Annotated in this window: 21 protein-coding genes and 1 tRNA gene; 11 read left to right on the top strand and 11 right to left on the bottom strand. The window is 66.8% G+C overall.

The window, feature by feature from the left end; translation table 11 throughout:
- Nucleotides 1–35: 35 nt before the first annotated feature.
- From rho to argS, 6 genes are all read right to left on the bottom strand, one after another.
- Complete coding sequence (gene rho, locus CXZ05_RS07910) at nt 36–2,243, bottom strand: transcription termination factor Rho (protein WP_102972056.1); 2,208 nt, start codon at nt 2,241–2,243, stop codon at nt 36–38.
- A gap of 448 nt (nt 2,244–2,691) precedes the next feature.
- Entirely contained in the window at nt 2,692–3,657 is a 966-nt protein-coding gene (thrB, locus tag CXZ05_RS07905; protein WP_102972207.1) for a homoserine kinase, read from the bottom strand.
- An 11-nt stretch (nt 3,658–3,668) separates the two neighbouring features.
- Nucleotides 3,669–4,775 carry a threonine synthase gene (gene thrC / locus CXZ05_RS07900; RefSeq protein ID WP_102972055.1) on the bottom strand — a complete coding sequence of 369 codons (1,107 nt, stop codon included), beginning with the start codon at nt 4,773–4,775 and terminating at the stop codon, nt 3,669–3,671.
- Complete coding sequence (locus tag CXZ05_RS07895; protein ID WP_102972054.1) at nt 4,776–6,092, bottom strand: homoserine dehydrogenase; 1,317 nt, start codon at nt 6,090–6,092, stop codon at nt 4,776–4,778.
- On the bottom strand, nt 6,093–7,598 hold the full coding sequence (gene lysA, locus CXZ05_RS07890) for a diaminopimelate decarboxylase (RefSeq protein ID WP_374754637.1): 1,506 nt from the start codon (nt 7,596–7,598) through the stop codon (nt 6,093–6,095).
- 5 nt (nt 7,599–7,603) lie between these two features.
- Entirely contained in the window at nt 7,604–9,253 is a 1,650-nt protein-coding gene (gene argS, locus CXZ05_RS07885) for an arginine--tRNA ligase (RefSeq protein WP_102972053.1), read from the bottom strand.
- A 208-nt stretch (nt 9,254–9,461) separates the two neighbouring features.
- Between argS and CXZ05_RS07880 the strand changes: the two genes are divergently transcribed.
- The 6 genes from CXZ05_RS07880 to CXZ05_RS07855 all read left to right on the top strand — a co-directional run bounded on the left by CXZ05_RS07880 (nt 9,462) and on the right by CXZ05_RS07855 (nt 14,011).
- Nucleotides 9,462–9,926: a hypothetical protein gene (locus CXZ05_RS07880; protein WP_102972052.1), complete on the top strand. Its 465-nt coding sequence runs from the start codon at nt 9,462–9,464 to the stop codon at nt 9,924–9,926.
- A 9-nt stretch (nt 9,927–9,935) separates the two neighbouring features.
- Nucleotides 9,936–10,808, top strand: a complete 873-nt coding sequence (locus CXZ05_RS07875; protein WP_102972051.1) for an FAD:protein FMN transferase — start codon at nt 9,936–9,938, stop codon at nt 10,806–10,808.
- Entirely contained in the window at nt 10,805–12,361 is a 1,557-nt protein-coding gene (locus tag CXZ05_RS07870; RefSeq protein WP_102972050.1) for a ferredoxin--NADP reductase, read from the top strand. Before CXZ05_RS07875 ends, CXZ05_RS07870 begins: the two co-directional genes overlap by 4 nt.
- Before the next feature lie 93 nt (nt 12,362–12,454).
- Nucleotides 12,455–12,527, top strand: a tRNA-Arg gene (locus CXZ05_RS07865).
- Nucleotides 12,528–12,625: 98 nt separating this feature from the next.
- Complete coding sequence (locus CXZ05_RS07860) at nt 12,626–13,666, top strand: M4 family metallopeptidase (RefSeq protein ID WP_180987319.1); 1,041 nt, start codon at nt 12,626–12,628, stop codon at nt 13,664–13,666.
- Nucleotides 13,667–13,726: 60 nt separating this feature from the next.
- Nucleotides 13,727–14,011, top strand: a complete 285-nt coding sequence (locus CXZ05_RS07855; protein WP_102972048.1) for a protealysin inhibitor emfourin — start codon at nt 13,727–13,729, stop codon at nt 14,009–14,011.
- Here CXZ05_RS07855 and CXZ05_RS07850 read toward each other — a convergent pair.
- The gene (locus CXZ05_RS07850) at nt 14,008–14,976 is read right to left on the bottom strand and encodes a GlxA family transcriptional regulator (RefSeq protein WP_102972047.1); all 969 of its coding nucleotides are present in this window, start codon (nt 14,974–14,976) and stop codon (nt 14,008–14,010) included. The two genes, CXZ05_RS07855 and CXZ05_RS07850, sit on opposite strands and share 4 nt — an antisense overlap.
- Before the next feature lie 81 nt (nt 14,977–15,057).
- On the opposite strand from CXZ05_RS07850, the gene CXZ05_RS23085 reads away from it, so the two are divergent.
- From CXZ05_RS23085 to CXZ05_RS07840, 3 genes are all read left to right on the top strand, one after another.
- Nucleotides 15,058–15,225, top strand: coding sequence for a hypothetical protein (locus CXZ05_RS23085; RefSeq protein ID WP_003804817.1), 168 nt, complete (start codon nt 15,058–15,060; stop codon nt 15,223–15,225).
- Between the two features lie 73 nt (nt 15,226–15,298).
- Nucleotides 15,299–19,306, top strand: coding sequence for an ATP-dependent RNA helicase HrpA (gene hrpA, locus CXZ05_RS07845; protein ID WP_102972046.1), 4,008 nt, complete (start codon nt 15,299–15,301; stop codon nt 19,304–19,306).
- Between the two features lie 240 nt (nt 19,307–19,546).
- Nucleotides 19,547–21,220, top strand: a complete 1,674-nt coding sequence (locus CXZ05_RS07840) for an HNH endonuclease signature motif containing protein (protein WP_102972045.1) — start codon at nt 19,547–19,549, stop codon at nt 21,218–21,220.
- 34 nt (nt 21,221–21,254) lie between these two features.
- Here CXZ05_RS07840 and CXZ05_RS07835 read toward each other — a convergent pair whose 3' ends face one another.
- From CXZ05_RS07835 to CXZ05_RS07825, 3 genes are all read right to left on the bottom strand, one after another.
- The gene (locus CXZ05_RS07835; protein WP_102972044.1) at nt 21,255–21,683 is read right to left on the bottom strand and encodes an HIT family protein; all 429 of its coding nucleotides are present in this window, start codon (nt 21,681–21,683) and stop codon (nt 21,255–21,257) included.
- The gene (locus CXZ05_RS07830; protein WP_102972043.1) at nt 21,680–22,834 is read right to left on the bottom strand and encodes an NAD(P)-dependent alcohol dehydrogenase; all 1,155 of its coding nucleotides are present in this window, start codon (nt 22,832–22,834) and stop codon (nt 21,680–21,682) included. Before CXZ05_RS07830 ends, CXZ05_RS07835 begins: the two co-directional genes overlap by 4 nt.
- A 97-nt stretch (nt 22,835–22,931) precedes the next feature.
- Nucleotides 22,932–23,771 carry a sulfurtransferase gene (locus CXZ05_RS07825; protein WP_102972042.1) on the bottom strand — a complete coding sequence of 280 codons (840 nt, stop codon included), beginning with the start codon at nt 23,769–23,771 and terminating at the stop codon, nt 22,932–22,934.
- A 60-nt stretch (nt 23,772–23,831) separates the two neighbouring features.
- Here CXZ05_RS07825 and CXZ05_RS07820 point away from each other — a divergent pair, with 60 nt between their 5' ends.
- The gene (locus CXZ05_RS07820) at nt 23,832–24,911 is read left to right on the top strand and encodes a PLP-dependent cysteine synthase family protein (protein WP_102972041.1); all 1,080 of its coding nucleotides are present in this window, start codon (nt 23,832–23,834) and stop codon (nt 24,909–24,911) included.
- Here the strand turns inward: CXZ05_RS07820 and CXZ05_RS07815 are convergent.
- Nucleotides 24,908–25,564 carry an MBL fold metallo-hydrolase gene (locus CXZ05_RS07815; RefSeq protein ID WP_102972040.1) on the bottom strand — a complete coding sequence of 219 codons (657 nt, stop codon included), beginning with the start codon at nt 25,562–25,564 and terminating at the stop codon, nt 24,908–24,910. The two genes, CXZ05_RS07820 and CXZ05_RS07815, sit on opposite strands and share 4 nt — an antisense overlap.
- A 95-nt stretch (nt 25,565–25,659) precedes the next feature.
- Between CXZ05_RS07815 and CXZ05_RS07810 the strand changes: the two genes are divergently transcribed.
- Complete coding sequence (locus CXZ05_RS07810; RefSeq protein ID WP_102972039.1) at nt 25,660–26,124, top strand: Fur family transcriptional regulator; 465 nt, start codon at nt 25,660–25,662, stop codon at nt 26,122–26,124.
- Nucleotides 26,125–26,148 lie beyond the last annotated feature (24 nt).

Genomic DNA, 26,148 nt, shown 5'->3' with positions numbered 1-26,148 from the left:
CCGCACGAACGCACCTGCGCCCGCCCCTGACTCAGCTACTTGTCGTTATCCGACTTCGCACCAAGCGTCGTCTTCTGAACCTGCATGAGGAATTCGACGTTGCTCTGGGTCTCGCGGATCTTGTTGGTCAGGAGTTCCAGGCTCTGCTGGGTCTCAAGGCCCGAGAGGACGCGGCGCAGCTTCCACATGATCTTGACCTCTTCGGCCGAGAGCAGGTTTTCTTCGCGGCGCGTGCCGGAGGCGTTGACATCCACGGCGGGGAAGATGCGCTTGTCCGCCAGCTGGCGGGACAGGCGGAGCTCCATGTTGCCGGTGCCCTTGAACTCTTCGAAGATGACCTCGTCCATCTTGGATCCGGTCTCCACGAGGGCCGTCGCCAGGATGGTCAGTGAGCCGCCGTTTTCGATGTTGCGGGCAGCACCGAAGAACCGCTTGGGCGGGTACAGCGCTGCGGAGTCCACACCACCGGACAGGATGCGGCCGGAGGCCGGGGCTGCCAGGTTGTAGGCACGGCCCAGACGGGTCATGGAGTCCAGGAGCACCACGACGTCCATGCCCATTTCCACGAGGCGCTTGGCGCGTTCGATGGAGAGTTCGGCCACGGTGGTGTGGTCGTCGGCAGGACGGTCGAAGGTGGAGGCAATGACTTCGCCCTTGACGGTGCGCTGCATGTCCGTGACTTCTTCGGGACGTTCGTCCACCAGCACCATCATGAGGTGGACCTCAGGGTTGTTGGTGGTGATCGCGTTGGCGATGGACTGCAGGATGAGCGTCTTACCGGCCTTGGGCGGGGAGACGATCAGGCCACGCTGGCCCTTGCCGATCGGGGCGACCAGGTCGATGACGCGGGGGCCGATCTTCTTGGGGTCGGTCTCGAGGCGCAGGCGCTCGGACGGGTACAGCGGAACCAGCTTGGCGAACTCCACGCGGTCCTTGAGGTCCTCTGCGGTCTTGCCGTTCACCGAGGTGACGCGGACCAGCGCGTTGAACTTCTGGCGGGCGGACTGCTGGCCGCGGTCTTCGCCGTCGCGCGGTGCACGGATGGCGCCGACCACGGCGTCGCCCTTGCGCAGGTTGTACTTCTTGACCTGGGCCAGGGAGACGTACACGTCGTTCGGGCCCGGGAGGTAACCGGACGTGCGGATGAACGCGTAGTTTTCGAGGACATCCAGGATGCCGGCCACCGGCAGCAGCACGTCGTCGTCGGTGACCTCGACGTCGTCGACATCCGGTCCTTGCGCGCGTCCGCGGCGGCGGTCATTGCGGTCGCGGAAGCGTTCGTTGCGGCTGCCGTCACGGCTGTCGGACCGCTCGTTGCGGTCGTTCCGGTCGCGGCGGTTCCGCCGGTTGCGGCGGCTGCCGCCGTCGTCGTCGGCGTCGCGGTTGTCGTCACGCCGGTTATCGTCACGCCTGCTGTCATCACGGCGGTTGTCGCGTCCGCCAGCTTCGCCGGCGTCACGGCCACCGCGGCTGCGGGCATCCCGGCGTTCGCGCTGTCCGGCTTCGCCCTCCGGTGCCTGCTCGCGGGTCTCAGCACCGCGGGTCTCAGCACCGCGGGCCTCAGCGCCACGTGTGTCTGCACCGCGTGTTTCAGTGCCGCGTGTTTCAGCAGCGCGTGTTTCACTGCCGCGTGCCTCGGCGGCTGCTTCGGCGGGTGCAGCGGGCGCTTCGGCAGGAGCCGCTGCGGCTGCTTCGCCGCGGCGGCGGTTGCGGGTGCGCGGCTGTCGACGCTCGGCGCCTTCTGCCTCAGCGGAGGCTGCACCTTCGGCCGAAGCAGCAACGGGCGCCACGGCAGCGGCCGGTGCTTCAGCGGCCGGTGCCTCGGCTGCGGTTTCCGTCGCGGGTGCGGCAACAATTCCGTCGCTCACTGCCCGGCGGCTGCGGCCGCGGCCACGTGCACGGGTTTCCTGGGCCGGAGCCTCGGCTGCTTCCGCGGCCGGGGCTGCTGCGGCGGTTTCGGCAGCCGGGGCTGCCGCGCTGGCTGCAGCGGCCTTTGCGGAGGTCCGTGCCGGCGCCTTGGTGGCGGTGGCGGACGTGCCTGCACGGTGCGCGGAAATAGCCGACACCAGGTCGCCCTTGCGCATGCGGGATCCGCCGGAGATACCGAGCTGGCTGGCGAGGGCCTGCAGCTGGGCGAGCTTCAGGCCGGCAAGGCCGCTGCTCTTGGCGGGCGCTTCCGTCAACGATCCGGAAGCAGAAGATGATATGTCCACAGCTGGCGACAGCTCAGTGGTTTCGGTCACGAAGGATCCTTCCCCCTCGACGGCGTCCAGACTGTGAGCTGGACGCGATGATTGGATCTGGGCTGCAGTTCAGATCTGCAGCCGCGATGTTCGGCCTTGCCGGTTGGAGTTCGGCCAGCAGGGCCGGATATTGATCACCTTCAAACGCTCCGCATAGCTGGCGGGGCGGCGGACTGGCGGTTCAGGGAACAGAAACACATCTGTAGGTTCCTGGCCAGGCCAAGCAGGTGGCACCGGAAAATATCGCGCAAGTAAGAGATCGAAGCAGCAGCAGCAGATCGAAGCAGATTCTGACCCGATGACCGGTTAAGGCCATTTTCGGAGTCGGTGACTGCACGGTCTCTTGGCTGCAGGGCCCTCTCGACTGCAGAGTCGCCGTCGGGCTGCATCAATGAATGCTGTGATGGCTCAGTGAATGCGGTGCTGACTGCGGGGACTGCATGCGGTGTTACCGCCGGTGCACTCCCACTTTAGCACCTTCGACGTCGACTGCCAGCTTCATCACACGCCAGTTGATGTCCGGCGTGTTTGCCTCGGAAAACGAGGCTATGAATTCCAGAACGGCGGCTGCTTCCGCCTCGCCGTTGGCCAGGACCAGAACCGTGGGTCCAGCTCCGGAGACAACGGCAGCGTGGCCGGCAGTGCGCAGGGCCCGGATAAGGGCCGCACTGGGCCGCATGGCCTCAGCACGGTAGCTCTGATGCAGGAAGTCCTCGGTGCCGGCGAGCAGGAATTCAGGCTTCTGCGTCAGGGCATGGATGAGAAGTGCTGCACGGCCGGAGTTCATCGCGGCCGCGTGATGGCCGATGGACGCAGGCAGCAAAGCGCGCGCGGCCTCGGTGGACAGCTCGAAGTCCGGAACTGCCACGATGGGGATGACGGCCGCGTCCACGGTGGCGCACGTGCTGCTGTACTGGTCACTGTCCTGCCACGACAGTGCCAGTCCGCCGTAGATCGCCGGAGCGACGTTGTCCGGGTGGCCTTCCATCTCGCTGGTCAGCTGCAGGATCCAGTTCCGGTCCTGCTGCTCCCCCGCCGGCAGCATCGCGTTGGCCGCGGTCACGGCTGCCACGACTGCGGACGCCGACGAGCCCAGACCACGGCCGTGCGGATTGACGTTTTCCGCCGTGATCTTCAGGCCCGTGTGGCGGTAGCCCAGCCGCCCGAAGGCGGCATTCATCGCCCGGACCACCAGGTGGCTGGCGTCCCGCGGAAGGGAATCCGCACCTTCACCGCTGAGCTCGAAGACGAGCTCGTCGCTGTCCAGGCTCTCCACGGTGAGGGTGTCGTGCAGGGTCAGTGCCAGCCCGAGGCTGTCATAGCCGGGACCGAGGTTGGCGCTGGTGGCCGGAACCCGGACCGTCACCTGCTGCCCGGCCTGGATGGCGGGCAGCTGGGTGGTCTGCGGCAGCATGGTTTCCACTGTTATTTGTCTTCCAGTCCCAGTTCTGCGGCAACGGTCACGACGTCGTTGGACACCTTGACGGGCTGGACATCGCTGCCGTCCTCGGTCCTGAGGGCCCACTGCGGGTCCTTGAGACCGTGGCCGGTGACGGTGATGGCGATGGTCTTGCCGGACGGCACCTCACCTGCGGCGTGCTTCTTGAGCAGGCCTGCGACGCCGGCGGCCGAGCCGGGTTCCACGAAGACGCCTTCGCGGGAGGACAGCCAGCGGTGGGCGGCCAGGATTTCGTCGTCGGTGACGGAGTCGATGAATCCGCCGGACTCGTCACGGGCCGCAATGGCGCCGTCCCAGGAGGCGGGGTTGCCGATCCGGATGGCGGTGGCGATGGTGTCCGGTTCCGTGATGGGGTGGCCGGCCACGAACGGCGCGGCGCCCGCAGCCTGGAAACCCCACATGGCGGGGGTCTTAGTGGCGACGGGAGCAAGCGTCCCGGCGGTTTCGGACTCGAACGGGGCGGCGTACTCCTTGTAACCCTTCCAGTAGGCCGTGATGTTTCCTGCGTTTCCGACCGGGAGCACGTGGATGTCCGGGGCGTCGCCCAGGGCGTCGACGATCTCGAAGGCACCGGTCTTCTGGCCCTGGATGCGGGCCGGGTTCACGGAGTTGACCAGGAACACCGGGTAGGACTCGCCCAGCTTGCGGGCGATGTCCAGGCAGTTGTCGAAGTTGCCGTCAACCTGCAGGAGCGTGGCACCATGCGCGATGGCCTGGCTCAGCTTGCCCATGGAGATCTTGCCTTCGGGCACCAGCACGGCACACGTCAGGCCGGCGGCGGTGGCGTACGCCGCGGCGGAGGCTGATGTGTTTCCGGTGGAGGCGCACACCACGGCCTTGGCCCCGGCCTCCACGGCCGCGGTCATGGCCATGGTCATGCCGCGGTCCTTGAAGGAACCGGTCGGGTTCATGCCCTCGACCTTGAGGTAGACGTCCGAGCCCGTCAGCTCGGACAGCTTCTGGGCGTAGACCAGGGGCGTACCGCCCTCGCCGAGGGTGATGACCCTGGTGGCCGCCGTTACGGGCAGACGGTCAGCGTATTCGCGGATGACACCGCGCCATTGGTGAGCCACTTAAGCTCCTTCTACCCGCAGTACGGATGTAACGGAATTGATCACATCAAGGCCCTTCACGGCTTCGACGGTCGCTGCCAGTGCAGCTTCGCTTGCGCGGTGGGTGACGATCCGCAGCTCGGCCGATTCCACGTTGGAGTCGGCATCGCGGTGGATGGTCTGGCGCATGATTTCGATGGAGACGCCGTGCTCGGCGAAGAGCTGGGCAATCTTCGCCAGCACGCCGGGCTGGTCCGCAACGTCCAGGCCGATGTAGTAGCTGGTGATCGCGGCATCGATAGGCAGCGCCGGGACGTGGCCGGTGGTGGACTCGATGCGGCCGGGACCGCCCAGGACGATGCGGCGGGCGGCCGAGACGAGGTCGCCCAGCACGGCAGACGCCGTCGGGGTTCCGCCGGCACCCTGGCCGTAGAACATCAGCTCACCGGCGTTCTCCGCCTCGATGAAGACAGCGTTGAAGGCACCGCGGACGGCTGCCAGCGGGTGTTCGCGCGGCAGGAGCGTCGGGTGGACGCGCACGGAAACGCCCTCGCTGCCGTCGCCATTGCCGATCTTCTCGGCGATGGCCAGCAGCTTGATGACAAAGCCCGCTTCCTTCGCGGCGGCGATGTCGGCGGCGCTGACGCGGGTGATGCCCTCGCAGTAGACGTGCTCCAGGTCAAAGCGGGTGTGGAAGGACAGGGATGCCAGGATCGCGGCCTTGGCGGCAGCATCGTGGCCCTCGACGTCGGCCGTCGGGTCAGCTTCGGCGTAGCCGAGCCGCTGGGCCTCGGCCAGTGCGTCCGCGAACTGCGCGCCCGTGGAGTCCATCTGGTCCAGGATGAAGTTGGTGGTGCCGTTGACGATGCCCAGCACACGGGTGATCCGGTCACCGGACAGGCTGTCGCGGATGGGACGCAGGATGGGGATGGCGCCTGCCACGGCGGCTTCGTAGGACAGCTCGACGCCGGCCTTGTCCGCTTCTTCGTAGAGTGCCGGACCGTCGGCGGCAAGCAGGGCCTTGTTGCCCGTGACCACGCTGGCGCCGTTCTGGATGGCGGACAGGATCAGCGAGCGGGCGGGCTCGATGCCGCCCATCAGCTCGATCACGAGGTCGGCGTCCTTGACCAGCGTTTCACCGTCGGTGGTGAACAGCTCGCGCGGGAGGTCCACCTCGCGCTCGGCGTCGAGGTTCCGCACCGCGATGCCGACGAGTTCCAGGCGTGCGCCGGTGCGCGGCGCCAGGGTGCCGGCGTCGTCGATCAGAATCCGCGCCACCTGAGCCCCGACGTTGCCACAGCCCAGCAGGGCCACTTTCAGGGTTCGCAATTCGGTCATTCAGGCTCCCATGTCGCGGTTCAGCAGATCTTCTTCGGTTTCCCCGCGGACAATCAGCCGGGCAGATCCGTCGCGCACAGCGACAACGCCCGGCCGGGCCAGATAGTTGTAGTTGCTTGACAGGGCCCAGCAGTAGGCGCCGGTCCCCGGTACAGCGAGCAGATCACCGGCTGCCACGTCCTCGGGCAGATATACATCTCTAACAACTATGTCGCCGCTCTCGCAATGTTTGCCCACTACGCGGGACAGCTGCGGGGCCGCTGCGGAGGTCCGCGACGCGAGAATGGCTGAATAATCCGCGTCGTACAGCACTGGACGGGCGTTGTCGCTCATGCCGCCGTCCACTGACACATAGCGGCGCGGGTGCGTAACGTTTTTACCGGCTGTTTCGCCGGCGCCGGCGGCCGGGGCGTCCACCCGGACGGTTTTCAGGGTGCCCACCTCGTACAGCGTGAAGGTGCTGCTGCCTACAATGGCACGGCCAGGCTCGATGGAAATCCGGGGGGCTGTAATGCCCAGTTCGGCGCACTTGGAACGCACGACGGCGGCCATCGCCTGCGCGATGTCCGCTGCCGGGCGGGGCGTGTCCACCGGCGTGTAGGCGATGCCGTAGCCGCCGCCGAGGTCAAGCTCGGGCAGGGTGATGGAATATTTGGCCTGCACCGCGGCGAGGAAGGTCAGGAGCTTCTGGGCGGCCAGCGCAAAGCCGTCCGGTTCGAAGATCTGCGAACCGATGTGGCAGTGCAGGCCCAGCAGCTCCACACTGTCATAGGACGTTGCCGCGGCCACGGCCTCCTCGGCGGCAGACAGGCCTGCTTCGTCGGTCGTATCCTCCGCCATGGAGAGGCCAAATTTCTGGTCCTCGTGGGCGGTGGCGATGAATTCGTGGGTGTGGGCGTGCACTCCGGGCGTCAGCCGCAGCATGACCTTTGCGGTGTCCCCGCGGCCGGAGGCGATTTTTGCCACGCGCTCCAGCTCGTCCAGGCTGTCCACCACGATGCGGCCGAGGTTCATGTCCAGCGCCCGGTTGATCTCGGCGTCGGACTTGTTGTTGCCGTGCAGCGAGAGGTTGGCGCCGTCGATGCCGGCGCGGGCGGCGACGGCAAGTTCGCCGCCGGAGCACGTGTCCAGCCGCAGCCCTTCTTCGGCCACCCATGCCGCGACCGCGGTGCAGAGGAATGACTTGCCTGCGTAGTAGACGTCCACTCCCCCGCAGATGTCGGCAAAGGCTGCGTCGAACGCGTCCTTGAAGGCGCGGGCGCGGGCCCGGAAGTCCGATTCGCTCATGACGAAAAGGGGCGTGCCGAACTGTTCCTTGAGGTCGCTGACCGGGAGGCCGTCAATGGCCAGTTCGCCGCCGGCGTTCCGTTCCACGCCGCCGGCCCACACGGGGGCGTGGAGGGCGTTGAGGTCCGAGGGTACGGCCAGCCACTCCGGAGCCAGCGGAGAGGCTGCGCTGCTGGATGCTGGGTTCTTGAATGCGGCACTGTTGCTGATTTCCGGCAAGCTGATCACATCCGTTCCGGCGCCGAAACGCCCAGCAGTTCGAGTCCGTTGGCCAACACCTGGCTGGTGGCGTCGTTGAGCCACAGCCTGGTGCGGTTGGTGTCCGTGACGGCTTCGTCGCCCATGGGGGCCACACGGCAGGCGTCGTACCAGCGGTGGTAGGCGCCGGCGATGACCTCCAGGTGGCGGGCCACGCGGTGCGGCTCCCGCAGTTCGGCTGCCTTGGCCACGATGGAGGGGTAGCTGCCCAGGTAGGACAGCAGTTCGTTTTCCGTAGCGTGGTCCAGCAGGGAGGCGTCGAAGGCGCTGCGGTCCACTCCGGCAGCCACGGCGTTGCGCGCTGTGCCGCGGGAGCGGGCGTGTGCGTACTGCACATAGAACACGGGGTTCTCGTTGGAGTGCTTCTTCAGTAGCTCGGGGTCCAAGGTGAGCGGCGAGTCGGCCGGGAAGCGTGCAAGCGAGTAGCGGACCGCGTCCGTTCCCAGCCACGAGATCAGGTCCTTGAGCTCAATGATGTTGCCCGCGCGCTTGGACAGCTTGGCGCCGTTGACGGATACCAGCTGGCCGATCAGGACCTCGATGTTGACCTCGGGGTCGTCGCCGGCCGCGGCGGCGATGGCCTTGAGCCGGTTGATATAGCCGTGGTGGTCGGCTCCCAGGAGGTAGATCTTTTCCGTGTAGCCGCGGTCCTTCTTGGACAGGTAGTAGGCGGCATCGGCGGCGAAGTAGGTCGGTTCGCCGTTCGCACGGATCATGACACGGTCCTTGTCATCACCGAAGTCGGTGGTGCGCAGCCAGACGGCACCGCCGTCGTCGAACACGTGGCCCTGCTCGCGAAGTCGGGCAACGGCACTTTCGATCGCGCCGGCGTCGTGAAGTTCCTGCTCGGAGAAGAACACGTCGAAGGCGACCCCAAAGTCGGCCAGGGTGTCCTTGATGTCCTTGAGCTGCGCCTCGTAGGCCGCGGCCCGGATCACGGGCAGCGCCGCGGCATCCGTCAGTTCGCGGATGTCCGGGTGCCGGGTCAGGACATCGTGGCCCAGGTCGCGGATGTATTCGCCTGGGTAGCCGCCCTCAGGCACGTCGCGGCCGTGCAGGCGCGACAGCACCGAGTTGGCGAAGACGTTCATCTGGGAGCCGGCGTCGTTGATGTAGTACTCGGCGGTGACGTCGGCACCCGAGGCGCGAAGCACCCTGGCGATCGAGTCACCCAGCGCGGCCCAGCGCGTGTGGCCGATGTGCAGCGGCCCGGTGGGGTTGGCGGAGACAAACTCCATGTTAACGGTGTGGCCGGCTAGCGCGGCGTTGGTGCCGTACTCGCTGCCCGCTTCGACGATTGCCTTGGCCAGCGCTCCGGCGGCGGCAGCGTCAACCGTGATGTTAAGGAAGCCGGGACCGGCGATGTCCACACCGTCGACGCCGTTGATGTCCTTAAGCCGCGCGCTGAGCAGCGTGGCGAATTCGCGCGGGTTGGTTCCGGCCTTCTTTGCCAGCTGCAGGGCGATGTTGGTGGCCCAGTCACCGTGCTCCCGGTTCTTCGGACGCTCCACCAGGACGGAGTCCGGTATCGCTGCCTCGGCAAGGGCGATGTCGCCGGCGGCAACGGCGTCTTTCAGGCAGGCGGATATTGCGCGGGAGAGTTCTTCGGGAGTCACACTCCTAGACTACCGGGGAGCCCCTCGTGCCGCGGAATCCGGCAGGGGCCCGCACGCCTCCTCAGCGTCACAGCAAATGGTAGGGAAATTCACAGGAAAACCCCTTAGCCTTTACTCACCGACGAAATTGTTGAAACATCAACGCTAAACGGTCGACACCGAAACTCAACGCTGTCCCTAAAGTGCCCGCACCACGAAAAGAGACCCCGTGAAGCCTTCAATCCGCAAGACTGTTTTCGCCGGCGTGGCCGGCCTGTCCCTCGCCGGAACGGTGGCCGGCTGCGCGCCTTCGGCCCAGCAGCCTGCCACGCAGGAGACCGAGTCTCCGGCGGCGGCAACCTCTTCTGCGAAAACCGGGCCCTCAGCAGGCTCCTCAGCAGGCTATAAGGACGGGACCTACAGTGCGGACGGCAACTACAAGTCCCCCAACGGCACCGAGACCGTGGGCGTTCAGCTGACGCTGGCCAGCGGCACGGTGTCCGCGGTGGAGATCACCGAGCACCCGTCCAATCCCAACACCCGGAAGTTCCAGAGCCAGTTCGCCGGCGGCATCGCTGACCAGGTGGTGGGCAAGAGCCTGGATGAGATCAGCGTCTCCAAGGTGGCCGGCTCCTCCCTGACCAGCGGCGGCTTCAACCAGGCGGTCGAGGCGATCAAGGCGCAGGCCCTGTAGGCGGCTGCCATGCCACATCCGGGCTGGCAGAGCTTCCGTTTTGACGGCATCGGCACCAGCTGGGAAATCTCCGCTCCTGCCCCGTTGCCCGCGGGCCTGCGCAGCTCAGTGCTGGCCGAAGTGGAGCGCTACGACTCTACGTGGTCCAGGTTCCGGGAAGACTCCCTGGTGGCCCGGATGTCAGTGGCGCCGGGGCAGTACCAGCTGCCGCCCGAAGCCACGAGCCTGGCCGCGCTCTACCGGCAGCTCTACACGCTCAGCGGCGGCGCCATGACGCCCCTCATCGGTGAAAGCCTTGAGCGACTGGGCTACGATCCGCACTATTCGCTGCAGCCCCGCGGGGAAGCTGCTCCGCCCCCGGACTGGGACGCCGTCCTGGCGTGGCACGGAACGTCGCTGCGCACCACTGCCCCGGTGGTCCTCGACATCGGCGCGGCCGGCAAGGGCCAGCTCGTGGACCTTCTGGCCAAACAGCTAAGGAGCCACGGTGTTACGGACTTCTTCATTGACGCCAGCGGGGACCTGCTGAACGGCGGACAGGAGCCGGTGCAGGTGGCGCTGGAGCATCCGTATGACGCCACCAAGGCGATAGGAACTGTGCCGCTGGGATCCGGCGCCCTCTGCGCTTCAGCGTCGAACCGGCGGGCCTGGGGAGACGGGCTCCATCATGTCCTGGACGGCACCACCGGGGCGCCGGTCAGGACCGTGGTGGCCACGTGGGCCCGGGCGGACACTGCCATGGAGGCGGACGCCCTCGCCACCGCCCTGTTCCTGGTTCCGGCCGAGGACCTGGAAGGGCATTTCCGTTTTTCCTGGCTCAAGGTATTTTCCAACGGCAGCGCGGAGTACTCAGCGGAATTCGAAGGAAGGCTGTTCACATGAGTTCAACCACCTCCCGGCAGCAGGTCTCACCCGGCATCGCCCTCGACGCGTACCTGGGCCGGTTCACGATGTACAGGCTGGTGCTGTTGGTGCTTGCGGTGCTGGCTGCCTACAGCCTCCTGCTCGACGCCCTCGGCTGGCTGACCTTCGGTATTCCTAACATGCTCGCCCATCTGGCCCTCTGCCTGGGGCTGACGTACGTTTCCAACCGCGCCCTGGCCGCGCTGTTCAAGGTTCAGGCGCATGCGGAATCCTCGCTGATCACGGGCCTCCTCCTCTACTTCCTGTTCTGGCCCACCCAGCTCAGCCCGGCCTTTGCGCCGATGGATCTGGCCGGGGTGGCGCTGGCCTGCGTCCTGGCGTCAGCATCCAAGTACGCCCTTGCCTGGCGCGGCCGCCACGTATTTAACCCCGCAGCCGCCGGAGCATTCATCACCGGGCTGACCGGCCTCAACATCGCCACGTGGTGGGCCGGCACACCTGCCATGCTCTGGCTTCTGCTCCCGGGCGTCCTGCTGGTGCTCTACCGGACCCGTAAGACGCTCATGGCCGCAGTCTTTATCCTGGTGGCCACCGGCGTCGCGGCCGCGGTGCAAGTCCCTTCCGGCGTCGACCTCGGAAGTGCCGTGTGGCAAACGCTGGCGCAGGGCCCCGTGCTGTTTTTTGCCGGCTTCATGCTCACCGAGCCGCTCACCCTGCCGCCCCGGCGCTGGCAGCAGCTGGTGATGGCCGCCGTCGTCGGCATCCTGCTGGCCACGCCCTTCAACCTCGGCTTCCTGGCCAACTCCCCCGAGCTGGCACTGCTGGCGGGCAACCTGCTGGCGTTCCTTGCCGGCCAGCGCGGAAGCGTCCGGCTGCTGTTCAGCCACTCCCGCAGGCTTACGCCGACGACGACGGAATTTGTCTTCCGCCCCCAGCGCCGGCTCCGCCACTCATCCGGCCAGTACCTCGAACTGGATCTTCCGCACCCCAAGCCGGACGGACGGGGAAGGCGCCGCGTCTTCAGCCTGACCAGCCCGCCCGACGCGAAGCATGTGAAAATCGGCGTCGGCACTGCTGACCCCGTCTCCGCTGCCAAGCGCAAGCTGTTGTCCCTCAAACCCGGCGAGCAGCTCACGGCCACCACCGTGGCGGGTGACTTCGTCCTGCCGAAGGGTTCGAACCCCGTGCTGCTCATTGCCGCCGGCATTGGTATCACGCCGTATCTGGCGCACTTGTCCGGCGGGGTGGCCCGCGAGCGCGACACCGTGCTTCTGTACCTCGCCCGGAGCGCGTCGGAACTCGCCTACGCGGCCGAACTGGAGGATTCCGGCGCCCGCGTTGTTGCCCGGCTCGCCGACGGATCGGCGCCACCGGACTTCATCGAGGACGCCGGTGCGCTGCTTGCCCCGGGGGCGCGGCTGGACGGTCACGCACTGCAACGGCTGGTGCCGGACATCGGCCAGCGAAGGGTTTTCATCTCGGGTTCACCGGCCAGCGTCGGCTCGCTTCGGCGTGCCGCGCGGCATGCCGGCGCACGCCGTATCCACGTGGACTCATTCGCGGGATACTGATGTAGGGCACGGAAACGGGTTTCGTTTTCCGTTCCGGCCCACCTTCCTGCTAAGCTCTAGGACGTCCGGCCGGGAACGGCAGGATCCCTGGATGCCCTCGTAGCTCAGGGGATAGAGCGTCTGCCTCCGGAGCAGAAGGCCGTAGGTTCGAATCCTATCGAGGGCACAGAAGAAACCCCCGCCGCTTACTGAAAGCGGCGGGGGTTTCTGCGTCTCCAGTGCGCCTGACGCAGAATGTCGGAGGCCGTTCGTAGTGTGAGTGGCATGTTCTGTTCAATTGTTCCGCCGTACATCCTGCGCCGTCTGGCTGCCCAGAGGTCGCCCCGGTTCTCGGCCGTTGCCCGCGCCGCCAAGGAAGCCCTCCTCCACGTCGGGGCCGTGCACGCGGGCCGGACGTCCGCGCCGTCGGCTCCTGCCGGCATCAGGCAGCTTCAGCCCTCTCCGGCCAACAGGTCCGTCTTCGACGCGAAGTCCGGCGAGTCGCTGCCCGGCCAGGTTGTCCGGAAAGAGGGAGACGCAGCCACCGGCGACCCCGCCGTCGACGAGGCGTATGACGGACTGGGCCATACGCACACCCTTTACGCGGACGCCTTCGGGCGGAACTCGATCGACGGGCAGGGAATGCCGCTGAAGGCCACCGTCCACTTCGGCAGGATGTATGACAACGCGTTTTGGGACGGCCAGCAGATGGTGTTTGGCGACGGCGACGGCGAGGTCTTCCAGCGGTTCACGAGGTCGCTCAGCGTGATCGGCCACGAGCTGGCCCACGGGGTGACGCAGTTTTCGGCCGGGCTCGCCTACCGCAACCAGGCGGGAGCCATCAATGAGTCCGTCTCCGACGTCTTCGGCGCACTCGTGGAGCAGTATTTCCGGAAGCAGACCACCGCCGAAGCGTCCTGGCTGATCGGCGAGGGCCTGTTCACGCCGCAGGTTGAAGGGTCCGCCCTGCGCTCCATGAAGGCACCGGGAACGGCTTACGACGACGACGTCCTCGGCAAGGACCCGCAGCCGGACTCCATGGACTCCTACGTCCGCACACGATCGGACAACGGCGGAGTCCACATCAACTCCGGCATTCCGAACCGGGCGTTCTGCCTCGTCGCCCAGACTCTGGGCGGGAACGCCTGGGATGCGCCCGGCCAGATCTGGTACGAGACCCTGACGGGCGGCTCGCTGAGCCCGACCACCACCTTCTCAGCCTTCGCCAAAGCCACCGCGGCAACGGCGAAGGAACTGTTCGGCGAGGAGTCCGCAGAGCATGACGCCGTGCGCGGGGCGTGGGAGACTGTGAAGGTAAAGCTCTAACCGACGCCGGGACTGTGACCTTCTGCTTCCCGGCAGCCGCGGAAACCCGGGAACCTCGCCATGAAAATCACAGTCGAGCGCAGCGGCGGGATAGCCGCACTCACCCGCGTCTGGACGGTGCTGGCCGTCACGACCAGCGACAAGAGCCGCTGGCAGCCGCTCGTCGAAGCGTGCCCATGGGACGCCGTCGACGACCCCCGGCAGGCGCCGGACGGGCAGCCGGACCGCTTCATGTACTCCATCCGCGCCGGCCAACGCCGCGCCACCCTGCCGGAGACGGCTGTCACCGGTCCTTGGCGGGTGCTGGTGGAGTCGACCCGGGCAGCAGCTGAAGAATCGGCCTAGCCGGCCGGGGCCATCTGGCCTCGAAAGGCCCGGCGGTAGGACTGCGGACTCGTGTCCAGCACCTTGGCGAAATGGTGCCGGAGCAGCACGGGATGGCCGAACCCTGACTGCCGTGCCACCTCGTCGATGTTCAGCTCCGTGGACTCCAGGAGCTCCTGGGCGCGCAGGACACGCTGGGAATTGAGCCACGCAGCCGGCGTGGCTCCTGTTTCAGCGCGGAACCGCCGGGCAAAGGTGCGCGGTGACATGTGGACGCGGGCGGCCAGCTCCTGGACGGGATGTTCCTCGTCCAGGTTCGCCACCATCCAGCGGAGGAGTTCCTCCATGGGCTGGGAGCCGCACTCGGGCATGGGCCGGTCGATGAACTGGGCCTGTCCACCGTCGCGGTGCGGCGGAACCACCATGTCCCTGGCGATGGCGGCAGCCACGGCCGCCCCGAACTCGATCCTCACCAGGTGCAGGCAGGCGTCGATGCCTGCCGCCGTACCGGCGCTGGAGATGATCCGCCCGTCCTGGACATAGAGGACGTTCTCGTCGACCAGGACTTTGGGGTACTGGGCGGCCAACTCTTCAGAGTAATGCCAGTGCGTGGTGCACCTGCGTCCGTCCAGGATCCCTGCCCGCGCCAGCGCAAACGCGCCGGAGCAGATCGACATCACCCAGGCGCCGCGGCTGTGCGCTGCCCGGAGGGCATCGAGGACCGATTCCGGAACATCTTCCTCCCGGCCGTAGGGCGCCATGATCACCAGGTCGGCATCGGCGGCGGCTTCCAGCCCGAGGCCGACGTTCATGGTAAGGCCGGATTTCAGCGGAACTGCGCCGGGCACGGGAGTGCACACGCGGAAGTCGAACTGCGGCACGCCTGTTCCCCGTTCCGAACGGTCGATGCCAAACACCTCAAAAGCGGTACCGAACTCGAAGATCGAGAAGTTGGGAACCGCAATGATTGCCACTGTTTTGAGCATGTTTCCAGTATGGCAGAAATTTGTAGTTTTTAGGCGTTTCTGCCACTTCTTTCGTTGCTTCCGCGGGACAACCATGGAGCTATGGAAATCTTCGGAATCGCCCTCCTTGTCCTGGTCCTCGTTGCAGCTGCCGCTACGGTCGGCGCCATTCTGCGGGACGGGCGCGGCCACACCCCTCCCGAGCACTCGGTCCGGGACTGGTCCGCACTGGACCTGCCCAGCAGCAACTACACCATGCGCATCTTCTAGCCAACCCGTCCACCCCGACCAAGGACCCGGCGCACGCCGGGTCCTTTTACGCGGCAGTAGACTAGGAGGAGCCATGACTTTTCATATCTCCTACCCCGCCGAGCTGCCGGTTTCCGAGCGCCGCGAGGACCTGATGGCCGCGATTGCCGCCAACCAGGTGACCATCATTGCCGGCGAGACCGGCTCCGGGAAGACCACCCAGATTCCCAAGATGTGCTTGGAGCTGGGACTGGGTGACAACGGCCTGATCGGCCACACCCAGCCGCGGCGGCTCGCAGCCCGAACCGTGGCCGAGCGCATAGCCTCCGAACTCGGCGTCGACATCGGACAGGAAGTGGGCTTCCAGGTCCGCTTCACCGGCGAGGTGAGCAGGTCCACCAAGGTCAAACTGATGACCGACGGCATCCTGCTGGCCGAAATCCAGCGTGACAGGCTGCTCCGCAAGTACAACGCGATCATCATCGATGAGGCGCACGAACGCAGCCTGAACATCGACTTCATCCTCGGTTACCTCAAACGGATCCTGCCGCAGCGGCCGGACCTGAAGGTGATCATCACCTCCGCCACCATCGATCCCGAACGCTTCGCGAAGCACTTCGGCTCGGACGAGGAACCGGCACCGATCGTTGAGGTGTCCGGGCGAACGTTCCCCGTGGAGATCCGCTACCGGCCGCTCTCCCAGCCGGCCGGCGGCCCGTCCACCGGAGATGGAGATGACGAGGACAACTCCTCCGACGATGAACTTGAGGAAGACCGGGATCCGCTGGACGCGGTGTGCGACGCGGTCGACGAGCTCGCCCTGGAAGCCCCGGGCGACATCCTCATCTTCTTCTCCGGCGAGCGGGAGATCCGGGACGCCGCGGACGCCCTGCAGGCCAGGATCCAGTCCAACCGGCGGCTGGCCGGCACCGAGGTCCTGCCGCTGTTCGCGCGGCTGAGCCTGCAGGAACAGCACCGGGTGTTCAATCCGGGCAGCAAGCGGAGGATCGTGCTGGCCACCAACGTGGCCGAGACCTCCCTGACTGTGCCGGGCATCAAGTACGTCATCGACACCGGCACCGCCCGCATCTCCCGCTATTCACACCGCACCAAAGTGCAGCGGCTGCCCATCGAGCGGGTGTCCCAGGCGTCGGCCAACCAGCGTTCGGGGCGCTGCGGCCGCGTCTCGGACGGCATCGCCATCCGGCTGTATTCCGAGGAGGACTTCGAGTCCCGGCCGCTCTACACCGATCCGGAAATCCTGCGCACCAACCTGGCCGCGGTCATCCTGCAGATGACTGCCATGGGTGTCGCCCGGGGGCCCAAGGACATCGAAAACTTTCCGTTCGTGGAGCCGCCGGACTCGCGCGCCATCAACGACGGCGTGACCCTCCTTCGTGAGCTCGGCGCCTTGAGTGCGCCGCAGGCAGCCACCGGCGCTCCCCCGGCGGTCAACGCCGAAAACGGCAAAGGTGGCGGCCGCAACGGCGGCGGCGGGCTGACCGCCGTCGGACATAAGCTTGCCCAGCTCCCGGTGGATCCGCGGCTTGGCCGCATGATTGTGGAGGCCGGCCAGCGCGGCTGCGTCCGCGAAGTCATGATCCTGGCGGCAGCCCTCACCATTCAGGACCCGCGCGAACGCCCAACGGACAAGCAGCAGCTGGCGGCGGAGAAGCACGCCCGCTTCCGCGACGAGAATTCCGACTTCACCGGCTACCTGAACCTCTGGAACTACATCCACGAGAAGCAGCAGGAGCTGTCCTCCACCCAGTTCCGCCGCCTGTGCCGGAACGAATTCATCAACTACCTGCGCGTCCGCGAGTGGCAGGACCTGTTCACGCAGCTCCGGCAGCTGGCCCGTCCACTGGGCATCAGCATGGACAACAAGCGCCAGGCCGATGCTGTGGGCAACCACGAGGGCATCCACATCAGCCTTCTCTCGGGCCTGCTAAGCCACATCGGCATCCTCGACGAACGCAAGCGGGAATATGCCGGCGCCAGGGGAACCCGCTTCGCCATCTTCCCGGGCTCGGCTCTGTTCAAGAAGTCGCCCACATTTGTCATGGCCGCCGAGCTCGTGGAAACCAGCCGGCTGTGGGCTCGGGTGGCCTCCAAGTTCGAGCCAGTGTGGGCCGAGCAAGTGGCGCCGCACCTGATCAAGCGCAGCTACAGCGAACCCCACTGGTCCACCAAGATGGGCGCCGTGATGGCGCATGAAAAGGTCACCCTCTACGGCGTGCCCATCATCGCCCAGCGCCGGATCAACTTCGGCAAGGTCGATCCCGTCCTGGCCCGCGAGCTGTTTATCAGGCATGCGCTGGTCCAGGGCGAATGGAAGACGCACCACAAATTCTTCCACCGCAATCGGGCCCTGCTGCACGAAGTGGAAGAACTCGAAGCGCGCATGCGGCGCCGGGACCTCCTGGTGGACGACGAAACGCTCTTCGAGTTCTATGACGCGCGCGTCGGCAAGGACGTCGTCTCGGAACGGCACTTCGACAAGTGGTGGAAGGACGCCCGGCAGCAGCATCCCGCGCTTCTGGACTTCGACGAGGCCCTGCTGATGAGCGAGGACGCCGAGACGCTGGACGAGTCCGCGTACCCGAAGACGTGGCTGCACAAGGGGTTCGAACTGCCCCTGAGCTATGAATTCCATCCCGTGGCGCCCGGCTCGACGCCCAACCCGTCCGACGGCGTTACGGCGGAAGTTCCGGTCCTCTTCCTGAACCAGCTTGAAGACGCACCCTTCCGCTGGCTGATTCCCGGCCAGCGCGTGGAACTGGTGACTGCGCTGATCAAATCGCTGCCGAAGCAGGTCCGCAAGAGCTTCGTTCCTGCCCCCGACGTCGCACGGCAGGCGGTGGCGGCGCTGGAAGCGGACTTCGACCCTGCCGAGGACGAGCTGGAGAGCTCGCTTGAGCTTGTCCTGCGCCGCCTCAAGGGCCAGGTCATCCCGCCCGGGTCCTGGAACTGGGACGCGGTTCCGCCGCACCTGCGAGTGAGCTTCAAGGTAGTGGACAGCCGCGGCAAGGTCCTGGACGAGAGCAAGGACCTGGAAGCGCTGCAGGAGCGGCTGGCGCCGGCCACACGCCGGGCCATCGCGGAGTCCCTGGGTGCAACTCCAGCCACCGCCGGCCCGCGGTCCCCGAAGAAGGGCCAGCAGCAGGCGGGCGCGCAAGGGGCCCTGCTGGACGCGCGGGCACAGGACGGCCGTCCGCAGGCGCACGCCGGCTTCACGGAACAGTCCGGCCTGACCGAGTGGCGGTTCGGCACCATTCAGCGGGAAGCCAGCGTCACCGTCAAGGGCCATACCGTCACCGGATTTCCCGCTCTGGTGGACGAAGGAACGTCCGTTGGCCTTCGCGTCTTCCAGACCGCCTCGGAGCAGCAGGAAGCCATGCGGGGCGGTGTCATCCGGCTCCTCGCACTGCGCGTGCCCGCGCCTGACCGCTATGTCCTGGAGCACCTGAACAACACCGAGAAGCTGACGTTCAGCCAGAACCCGCACGGGTCCGTCTCGGCCCTGATCGCAGACTGCGTCCTGGCGGCGGTGGACAAGCTGACCCCCGCAGAACTCCCATGGGACCAGGCAGCGTTCGATGCCCTGTTCGAGCATGTCCGGGCGGAACTGATAGACACCGTCTTCAGTGTTACTGCCGTGGTGGAGCGCATCCTCGCGAGCACGCGACGGATTCAAAGGCAGCTCAAGGGCACCACGAGCCTGGCGCTCATCAGCGCACTCAACGATGTCCGCAGCCAGCTTGAGCAGCTGGTCTTCCCGGGTTTCGTAGCCCGCACGGGCTACGCCCAGCTGAGCCAGCTCCCCCGTTACCTCAGCGCCATCGAAAAACGCCTGGAGAAGCTGCCCGGCAACGTGCAGCGCGATGCCCTCAACATGGCGGCGGTCCAGCAGCTGGAGGATGATTACGACGACGCCGTGTCGGCTTTGCTGCCCGGCCGCCGTGCCGGTGCCGAGCTGACGCAGGTGCGCTGGATGATCGAGGAGCTGCGAGTGAGCCTGTTCGCCGTCGAACTCGGCACAGCCTATTCCGTGTCCGAAAAGCGGATCCGGACGGCACTGAACAAGGTGCTCGCGGCGTAGCGTCAGCGGGCACGACACCAACCCCTGAATTTACCGTGCGCCGGCGCTGCTGAGGCGGCTAGGGTTGTCTGCTCGCCCCAGCACCCAACTGGGTAGCATTTCAGGGCGTTCTCGAGACTGGGAACGCCCTGAGGTGCCACCCAGTTTCCGCTCGCCGGTGAGTTAAAAAGTATTTTGAATTCCGCCCGAATCTGGTCCCGAACCGCCTTTAATGTCGTACCCCCTCCTCAGACTGTATCTATGGATGGAATTGGGAAATCGGAGCTGGCTTTGGCAGCGGTGCCGCACAGCGGCGTCCTGCGGGCCGACGCGGTTCCGGACGCCGATTTCCACTTCCCTGACGCCCCGAACCTCGACGCCGATCCGTACTACGGGTTGCCATATGACGACGATCTCGACGCCGTGTATCCGGCATCGTTTCCGGAGGATCCCTTTCCCGAGGTCCTGTTTACGGACCGTCCGTTCGACGGGGACCCTTTTGATGACAGCCCTTTCGGCTCCGGCGCTTTTGACGACGGCGATCCCTCCGGCGCCGTTACCACCCTGCAGGCGGCGGCCGGTTCCAGCGTACGCGCCAGAGGAACAACCTCGGGCTGGGTTCTTCGGGCAGCTGACCTAACGACCGACGGAGCCGGGCTGATCGACCAGGTCCGCGCCTACGAGAACGTCAAGTGCTGGGCCGCCGGGCAGCAAGCGCGGCTGTCCGTCACTTTCGAGGCCCGGCTCCGCCAGGAACAAGCAAACCGTGGGAACTACGCGGACCCTGCGCTGTCGGCGGAAGACCTTGGCAAGGACCGCGGCAAAGACCGTGACCTGGGGGCGGCCGAGCAGATCGCACTGGCCCGGGGCGAGTCCCCGCACCGCGGCGGCCGGCTGCTCGGCATGTCTAAAGCCCTGGTCGTCGAAATGCCGCACACCCTGGGCGCGCTGGACACCGGGCAGCTGAACGAAGAGCGTGTCATGCACGTGGTGAAAGAGACCGCCTGTTTGAGCGTGGAGGACCGGACCGCCGTTGACGAGGAACTCGCCGCCGACGCCGGAACCTTCAATGGCGCCGGGACCCGGGCCGTGGTGGCAGCGGTCCGGTCGGCCGCGATCCGCCGGGATCCCCGTTCCGTAGCCCAACGGGCCAGCCATGCCGCCTCGGAGCGGAGGGTAAGCCTGCGCCCGGCTCCGGAATGCATGACGTACCTGACCGCGCTGCTGCCCGTCCAGCAGGGTGTCTCGGTCCTCGCGGCGCTGACCCGGCAGGCCGACTCCCTCCGAGCCGCTGGAGACCCGCGATCCCACGGCCAGATCACGGCCGACACCCTGGTCGAGTCGATCACCGGCACCCCCGGCGCCATCACCGGCATCGAGCTCAACCTCGTCATGACCGACCGCACCCTGTTGCAGGGCGACAGCGAACCCGCCCGGATCCCCGGCTTCGGTGCCGTCCCCGGAGCCTGGGCACGGAACCTCTTGACCGACGAACAGGCCAAAGGAGTTGAGGAAGTCAAGACCTGGGTCCGGCGGCTCTACACCGCACCCGAGACCGGCGATCTCGTTGCCATGGACTCGCGGAGGCGTCTCTTCCCGGCACCGCTACGCCGCTTCATCCAAATCCGCGACGACACCTGCCGGACGCCCTACTGCGACGCCCCGATCCGCCACCACGACCACATCGTCCCTTGGCAAGACGGCGGCCCCACGTCATTAAGCAACGGTGCGGGACTTTGCGAGTCGTGCAACCACACCAAAGAACTCCCCGGCTGGAAAGCCCAACCCAGACCAGGGCCGCGGCACACCATCGAACTGACAACGCCCACCGGCCACAGCTACCACTCCACCGCGCCTCCGCTGCCCGGGTCTGGACTGTCCCCAGCCGGCTTGCGCGAAAGCCACGAATCCGAACATCCCGGCCCGGCCCCGTAACCCGCTGGGCGGGGCGGGCGCGCCGTGCCGCAGCTTAGCCCTCAGGCACGAACTCCCCGTAGCCGGCGTCGCGCAGGCCTGCGCGCAGCTTCTCGGCGTTCGCGTCCAGCCGTGCCGGATCGGGGTTGTGCTCAGCCGTGGCGAAGTTGTACTCTGCCATGCTGTTGGAAGGCCACACGTGCACGTGCATGTGGTTGATCTCGTAACCGGCCACGATGAGTCCTGCCCGGGCTGCCCCGAACGTGTCAACCTGCACGGCACCTATGCGCCGGGCCACTTCCATGACCCTGGCAAGGGTCTCGGGCGAGGCGTCCGTCCAGCGGTCCACCTCCTCGGTCGGCACCACCAGCGTGTGCCCGTCAGCGAGCGGACCCATGGTCAGGAACGCGGAGACGTCCTGTTCGCGCCAGACAAACCGGCCAGGGATCTCCCCGTTGAGAATCTTGGTAAACAGCGTGCTCATGCGTCAGCCCTTTCCGACGGTTCCTGCAGTGTGGATGCATCCAGGACAAAACGGTACTTCACATCACCCGCGACCATTCGGTCATAGGCGTCGTTAAGTTGCTCGGCACCGACCAGTTCGATGTCCGACACAACCCCGTGCCCGGCGCAGAAGTCGAGCATCTCCTGCGTCTCGGCGATGCCCCCGATCAGGGAACCGGAGTAGGAAATCCGCCGCCGGATCAGCGCCCCGGGACTAACCGGCGGCATGGCCTCGGACGGCAGGCCCAGCTGGAACAGGGCCCCGTCCCTGCGCAGGGTCCGGAAGAACGGGTTGAGGTCGTGCGGTGCTGCCACCGTATCGATGATGACGTCGATGCTCCGGTTCTCAGCGGCCATCGCTTCCTCATCCCGGGAAAGCACTACTGCGTCAGCGCCGAGTTCCAGCGCCGCCGACACCTTGGATTCAGAGGTAGTGAAGACCTTGACCTCGGCCCCCATAGCCTTGGCCAGTTTGACGGCCATGTGGCCCAGGCCGCCAAGTCCCACGACGCCGACCACATGGCCTGCCCGGACACCGAAATGGCGCAGCGGCGAGAAGGTGGTGATGCCGGCGCAGAGCAGCGGGGCAGCCGCCGCGGGGTCCAGGTTTTCGGGCACCCGCAGGACGTACCGCCGGTCCACCACCACGGACGTGGAATAACCGCCCTGGGTAACGGCGTCCCCGTTCCTGGCGTCCTTGGCACCGTACGTTCCGGTCAGGCCGCGTTCACAGTACTGCTCCAGCCCTTCGAGGCAGCTCTCGCATTCCCTGCAGGAGTCCACCATGCAGCCCACGCCCACGCGGTCTCCCGGCTGAAAGTCCAACACGTCAGAACCGACGCGGCTGACCCTGCCCACAATCTCGTGGCCCGGCACGAGCGGGTACTTCTGCGAGCCCCACTCCCCCCGCGTGGCGTGAACGTCGGAGTGGCACAGCCCGCAGAACTCGATCGCAATTTCGACGTCGTCGGCTTTAGGTGCCCGGCGGGCAACTGTCAGCCCAACCAGTCCGCTTGTGGCGGATGACGCGCCGCGGGCGGCGGCATGGCGTCCTTCGAGGGGTCCGACGGCGGTCTCTTCCAGCGGGATCCGCAGGTTCAGCGGCGGGGGCACGGGGCGTCCAGGAGTCATACGGCGACGCTACCGCGGCTCCCCGGTGAGTTCCAATTGCCGGTGGCGTTCCACGGGTCGGCCCGCCGTGCCGCCGGGGATCACTTCCCGGGGTCGGTCATTCGGGATCGGCGCCCGTGGCCACCTGGCGGGAGGCGTCGTTGGACCATTGGGAGAAAGATCCGGGAAATAGAACGGCGGTAAAACCGGCGATTTCCAGGGCCGCTATCTCGTGGGAGGCTGTCACGCCGCTGCCGCAGTAGACGGCGATGGGTGTCGCTGCGTCGACGCCAAGGCTTGCAAACCGCTGCCGCAGCTTCTCCGCCGGCAGGAAGCGGCCGTCGTCGTCAAGATTCCCGGTGGTGGGGGCGCTGACGGCGCCGGGAATGTGGCCGGCCCGGGGGTCCACCGGTTCGACTTCCCCGCGGTACCGTTCTGAGGCGCGCGCATCCAGCAGCACGCCTCCGGCGGCCCAGTCCGCGGCACCGTCGGCGTCGGTCACTGGCATGCCGCCGCTGGCAAGCGTCACGTCTCCGGCGTCCGGGTGCACTTCGCCGTCCTCCACGGGCAGCCCTGCCGTGCGCCAGGCGGCCAGACCGCCGTCGAGCAGGTAGATGGTGCGCACGCCGGCGTTCCGGAGCATCCACCACGCCCGGGCGGCGGAGGTGTTGCCGGCATCGTCGTAGGCGACCACGACGTCGCCGTCGCAAATTCCCCAGGACCGTGCCGCCTCCTGGAAGCGGGCCTGGGAAGGCAACGGGTGGCGCCCGCGGCCGGGATTTGCGGGCTCCGCCAGCTGGGTGGGCAAATCCACATACACTGCGCCCGGTATGTGCCCTTTCAGGTAGTGGCTGCGGCCCTCCGGATCCCCGAGCGCCCAGCGGACATCGAGCAGCACGGTGCGTTGACCGGCCGCCATCCGGGCGTTCAGCCCGGCCACGTCAATGAGGGTGTCCATCTGCCTCCTTGGGTTTGCACCAACTCTAGCCCCGGCTGTCCGCGCCGGTAGGCTGAATCCGTGAGCAGGCAATTCAGTGAACGGGCATGGGCGGATGAGGCTGTCCGCAAGATCAACGCAGAAAACAACCGGTCGGCCGACACCCACCTGTATTCGGTGCCGCTGCCGGAACACTGGGGCGTCCAGCTGTACCTCAAGGATGAATCGACGCACCGCTCAGGAAGCCTGAAGCACCGGCTGGCCCGTTCCCTCTTCCTGTTCGGGCTGGTGAACGGGTGGATCCACGAGGACACCACCATCGTGGAGGCATCCAGCGGCAGCACCGCGGTCTCCGAAGCGTACTTCGCGCAGCTCCTGGGCCTGCCGTTCATAGCAGTGATGACCCGCACCACCAGCCCGGAAAAGATTGCCCTGATCGAACAGTTCGGCGGTGCATGCCTCCTGGTGGACCATGCCTCAGAGGTGTACGCGGCAGCCGCCGAGGTTGCCGCCACGAGCGGTGGCCACTACATGGACCAGTTCACCTACGCCGAGCGCGCCACGGACTGGCGGGGCAACAACAACATTGCCGAGTCCATCTTTGAGCAGCTGGCGCTGGAGGAGCATCCGGTCCCCCGCTGGATTGTGGTGGGAGCCGGAACGGGCGGGACCAGCGCCACGATTGGCCGCTATCTCCGCTATCACCGGCACGCGACGTCCCTGGCGGTTGTCGATCCGGAAAACTCCGCCTTCTATCCCGGCTGGCGGAGCGGCTCTGCGGATTTCAGCACCGGCATGCCCTCCCGGATCGAGGGGATCGGCCGGCCCCGCATGGAGCCAAGTTTCGTCCCCTCAGTCATCGACCACATGATCCAGGTTCCCGACGCCGCCTCGGTCGCAGCCATGCGTCACCTGCACACGCTGGCGGGGCTGCACGCCGGGCCTTCCACGGGCACCAACCTCTGGGGTGTCTGGCAGCTCGTGGCACAGATGGTGGCGGACGGCGAACGGGGCAGCATCGTGTCCCTGATGTGCGACGGCGGTGACCGGTACGCCGGCAGCCACTACAGCCCCGCGTGGCTGGCGGCCCAGGGACTGGATCCGCAGCCACACGAGGACATGCTGAAGGCATTCTTCGAGACGGGTGTCTGGCGGCCCTAAAGCTCCACGGATTCCCGGCTGGAGAGGTGGGTGTACTCCGTGCCGTACCTGGCCCCGATCCGCTTGACGTGGCCCTCCACCAGGCCCAGGCCGGTGTCGTTCAGGAGCCCGTCGTGGATGGCAAAGGCACGCTCTGCGCGGACGCCGATCACGAAGTCCACCACCTCGCTGACCTTGTTCCACGGGGCGTGGACCGGGACCAGGAGCGTGCGCACTCTGATGCCGTCCGGAATGATGAACGAGTCGCCCGGGTGGTAAACGTTCTCGTCCACGAGGTAACCGATGTTGGCGACCACGGGAATCTGCGGGTGAATCAGCGCGTGCTGGCCCCCGAAGCTGCGGACCGCGAACCCTGCGGCGTCGAACGCGGTTCCCGGTTCCACGGCATGCACCCGGCCAGCGGCATCCGGCGCTTCCTTGCGCACATTCCGAGCCACGCCCTCCGGTGCGAAGAGCTCCAGCCCGCCATTGTCCGTCAGCGCGGCGGTCACCGCGGGAACATCGATGTGGTCGGCGTGCTCGTGCGTGATGAGGACGGCGTGTGCGCCGTCCAGCGCCTCGGCGGTTTCGGAGAAGGTCCCCGGGTCCAGGACCAGCACATGGCCATCCTTTTCGAGGCGGACACAGGCGTGCGTGAATTTGGTCAGCTTCATGAAGCAAGCCTAGGGACGGCCCCGATCAGTGTCCACGCGGCTCCGGCTGGTAACGTTAAAGCCTGCCATTACCCGGAAGAAAAGCGAGTTCATTCATGCCACAACGCACCAGCGCTGACGGCAGACCACAGGCACCTTCAACGGCGGCCGGCGGGAAAGAGCAGCGCGTCACCAAGCAGCGGATCGCTGTCAGCGCCGCCCTGGATGAACTCAATGACTTCGTGAGCACCCAGGAGCTGTACCGGATCCTCCAGAACAAGGGTGTCTCGGTCTCCCTGGCCACCGCCTACCGGATCCTGCAGTCATTGGCCGACGAGGAACTCGTGGACGTGCTGCGCAACGGCGACGGCGAAGCCGTCTACCGCCGCTGCGCCGTGACCGTGCACCACCACCACCTCCTCTGCCGCAACTGCGGCAAGGCCGTGGAAGTGGAGGCCCCCGCCGTCGAGACGTGGGCCGCGCGGACCGCGCAGGAGCACGGCTTCACGGAAGTGGCTCACACCGTTGAGATCTACGGCCTCTGCCCCGACTGCTCCGCACGCAAGGCCGCAGCGCAGTAGGCACCTAGCGCAATAGTCAGCGCG

The sequence above is a fragment of the Arthrobacter sp. AFG20 genome (assembly GCF_002892795.1).
GTDB lineage: Bacteria > Actinomycetota > Actinomycetes > Actinomycetales > Micrococcaceae > Arthrobacter.
Note: the sequence above shows the minus strand (reverse complement) of the source record. Positions and strands in the feature narration are given on the sequence as shown.

What these genes read in the sequence shown, in the direction of transcription:
- CXZ05_RS07810 (WP_102972039.1), top strand. Translation starts at nt 25,660, where the DNA reads ATGCCACAACGCACCAGCGCTGACGGCAGACCACAGGCACCTTCAACG.
- CXZ05_RS07840 (WP_102972045.1), top strand. Translation starts at nt 19,547, where the DNA reads ATGGATGGAATTGGGAAATCGGAGCTGGCTTTGGCAGCGGTGCCGCAC.
- hrpA (WP_102972046.1), top strand. Translation starts at nt 15,299, where the DNA reads ATGACTTTTCATATCTCCTACCCCGCCGAGCTGCCGGTTTCCGAGCGC.
- CXZ05_RS07825 (WP_102972042.1), bottom strand. Translation starts at nt 23,771, where the DNA reads ATGGACACCCTCATTGACGTGGCCGGGCTGAACGCCCGGATGGCGGCC.
- CXZ05_RS07850 (WP_102972047.1), bottom strand. Translation starts at nt 14,976, where the DNA reads ATGCTCAAAACAGTGGCAATCATTGCGGTTCCCAACTTCTCGATCTTC.
- CXZ05_RS07860 (WP_180987319.1), top strand. Translation starts at nt 12,626, where the DNA reads ATGTTCTGTTCAATTGTTCCGCCGTACATCCTGCGCCGTCTGGCTGCC.
- CXZ05_RS07835 (WP_102972044.1), bottom strand. Translation starts at nt 21,683, where the DNA reads ATGAGCACGCTGTTTACCAAGATTCTCAACGGGGAGATCCCTGGCCGG.
- CXZ05_RS07870 (WP_102972050.1), top strand. Translation starts at nt 10,805, where the DNA reads ATGAGTTCAACCACCTCCCGGCAGCAGGTCTCACCCGGCATCGCCCTC.
- CXZ05_RS07855 (WP_102972048.1), top strand. Translation starts at nt 13,727, where the DNA reads ATGAAAATCACAGTCGAGCGCAGCGGCGGGATAGCCGCACTCACCCGC.
- CXZ05_RS23085 (WP_003804817.1), top strand. Translation starts at nt 15,058, where the DNA reads ATGGAAATCTTCGGAATCGCCCTCCTTGTCCTGGTCCTCGTTGCAGCT.
- CXZ05_RS07875 (WP_102972051.1), top strand. Translation starts at nt 9,936, where the DNA reads ATGCCACATCCGGGCTGGCAGAGCTTCCGTTTTGACGGCATCGGCACC.
- thrB (WP_102972207.1), bottom strand. Translation starts at nt 3,657, where the DNA reads ATGCTGCCGCAGACCACCCAGCTGCCCGCCATCCAGGCCGGGCAGCAG.
- CXZ05_RS07830 (WP_102972043.1), bottom strand. Translation starts at nt 22,834, where the DNA reads ATGACTCCTGGACGCCCCGTGCCCCCGCCGCTGAACCTGCGGATCCCG.
- CXZ05_RS07815 (WP_102972040.1), bottom strand. Translation starts at nt 25,564, where the DNA reads ATGAAGCTGACCAAATTCACGCACGCCTGTGTCCGCCTCGAAAAGGAT.
- CXZ05_RS07895 (WP_102972054.1), bottom strand. Translation starts at nt 6,092, where the DNA reads ATGACCGAATTGCGAACCCTGAAAGTGGCCCTGCTGGGCTGTGGCAAC.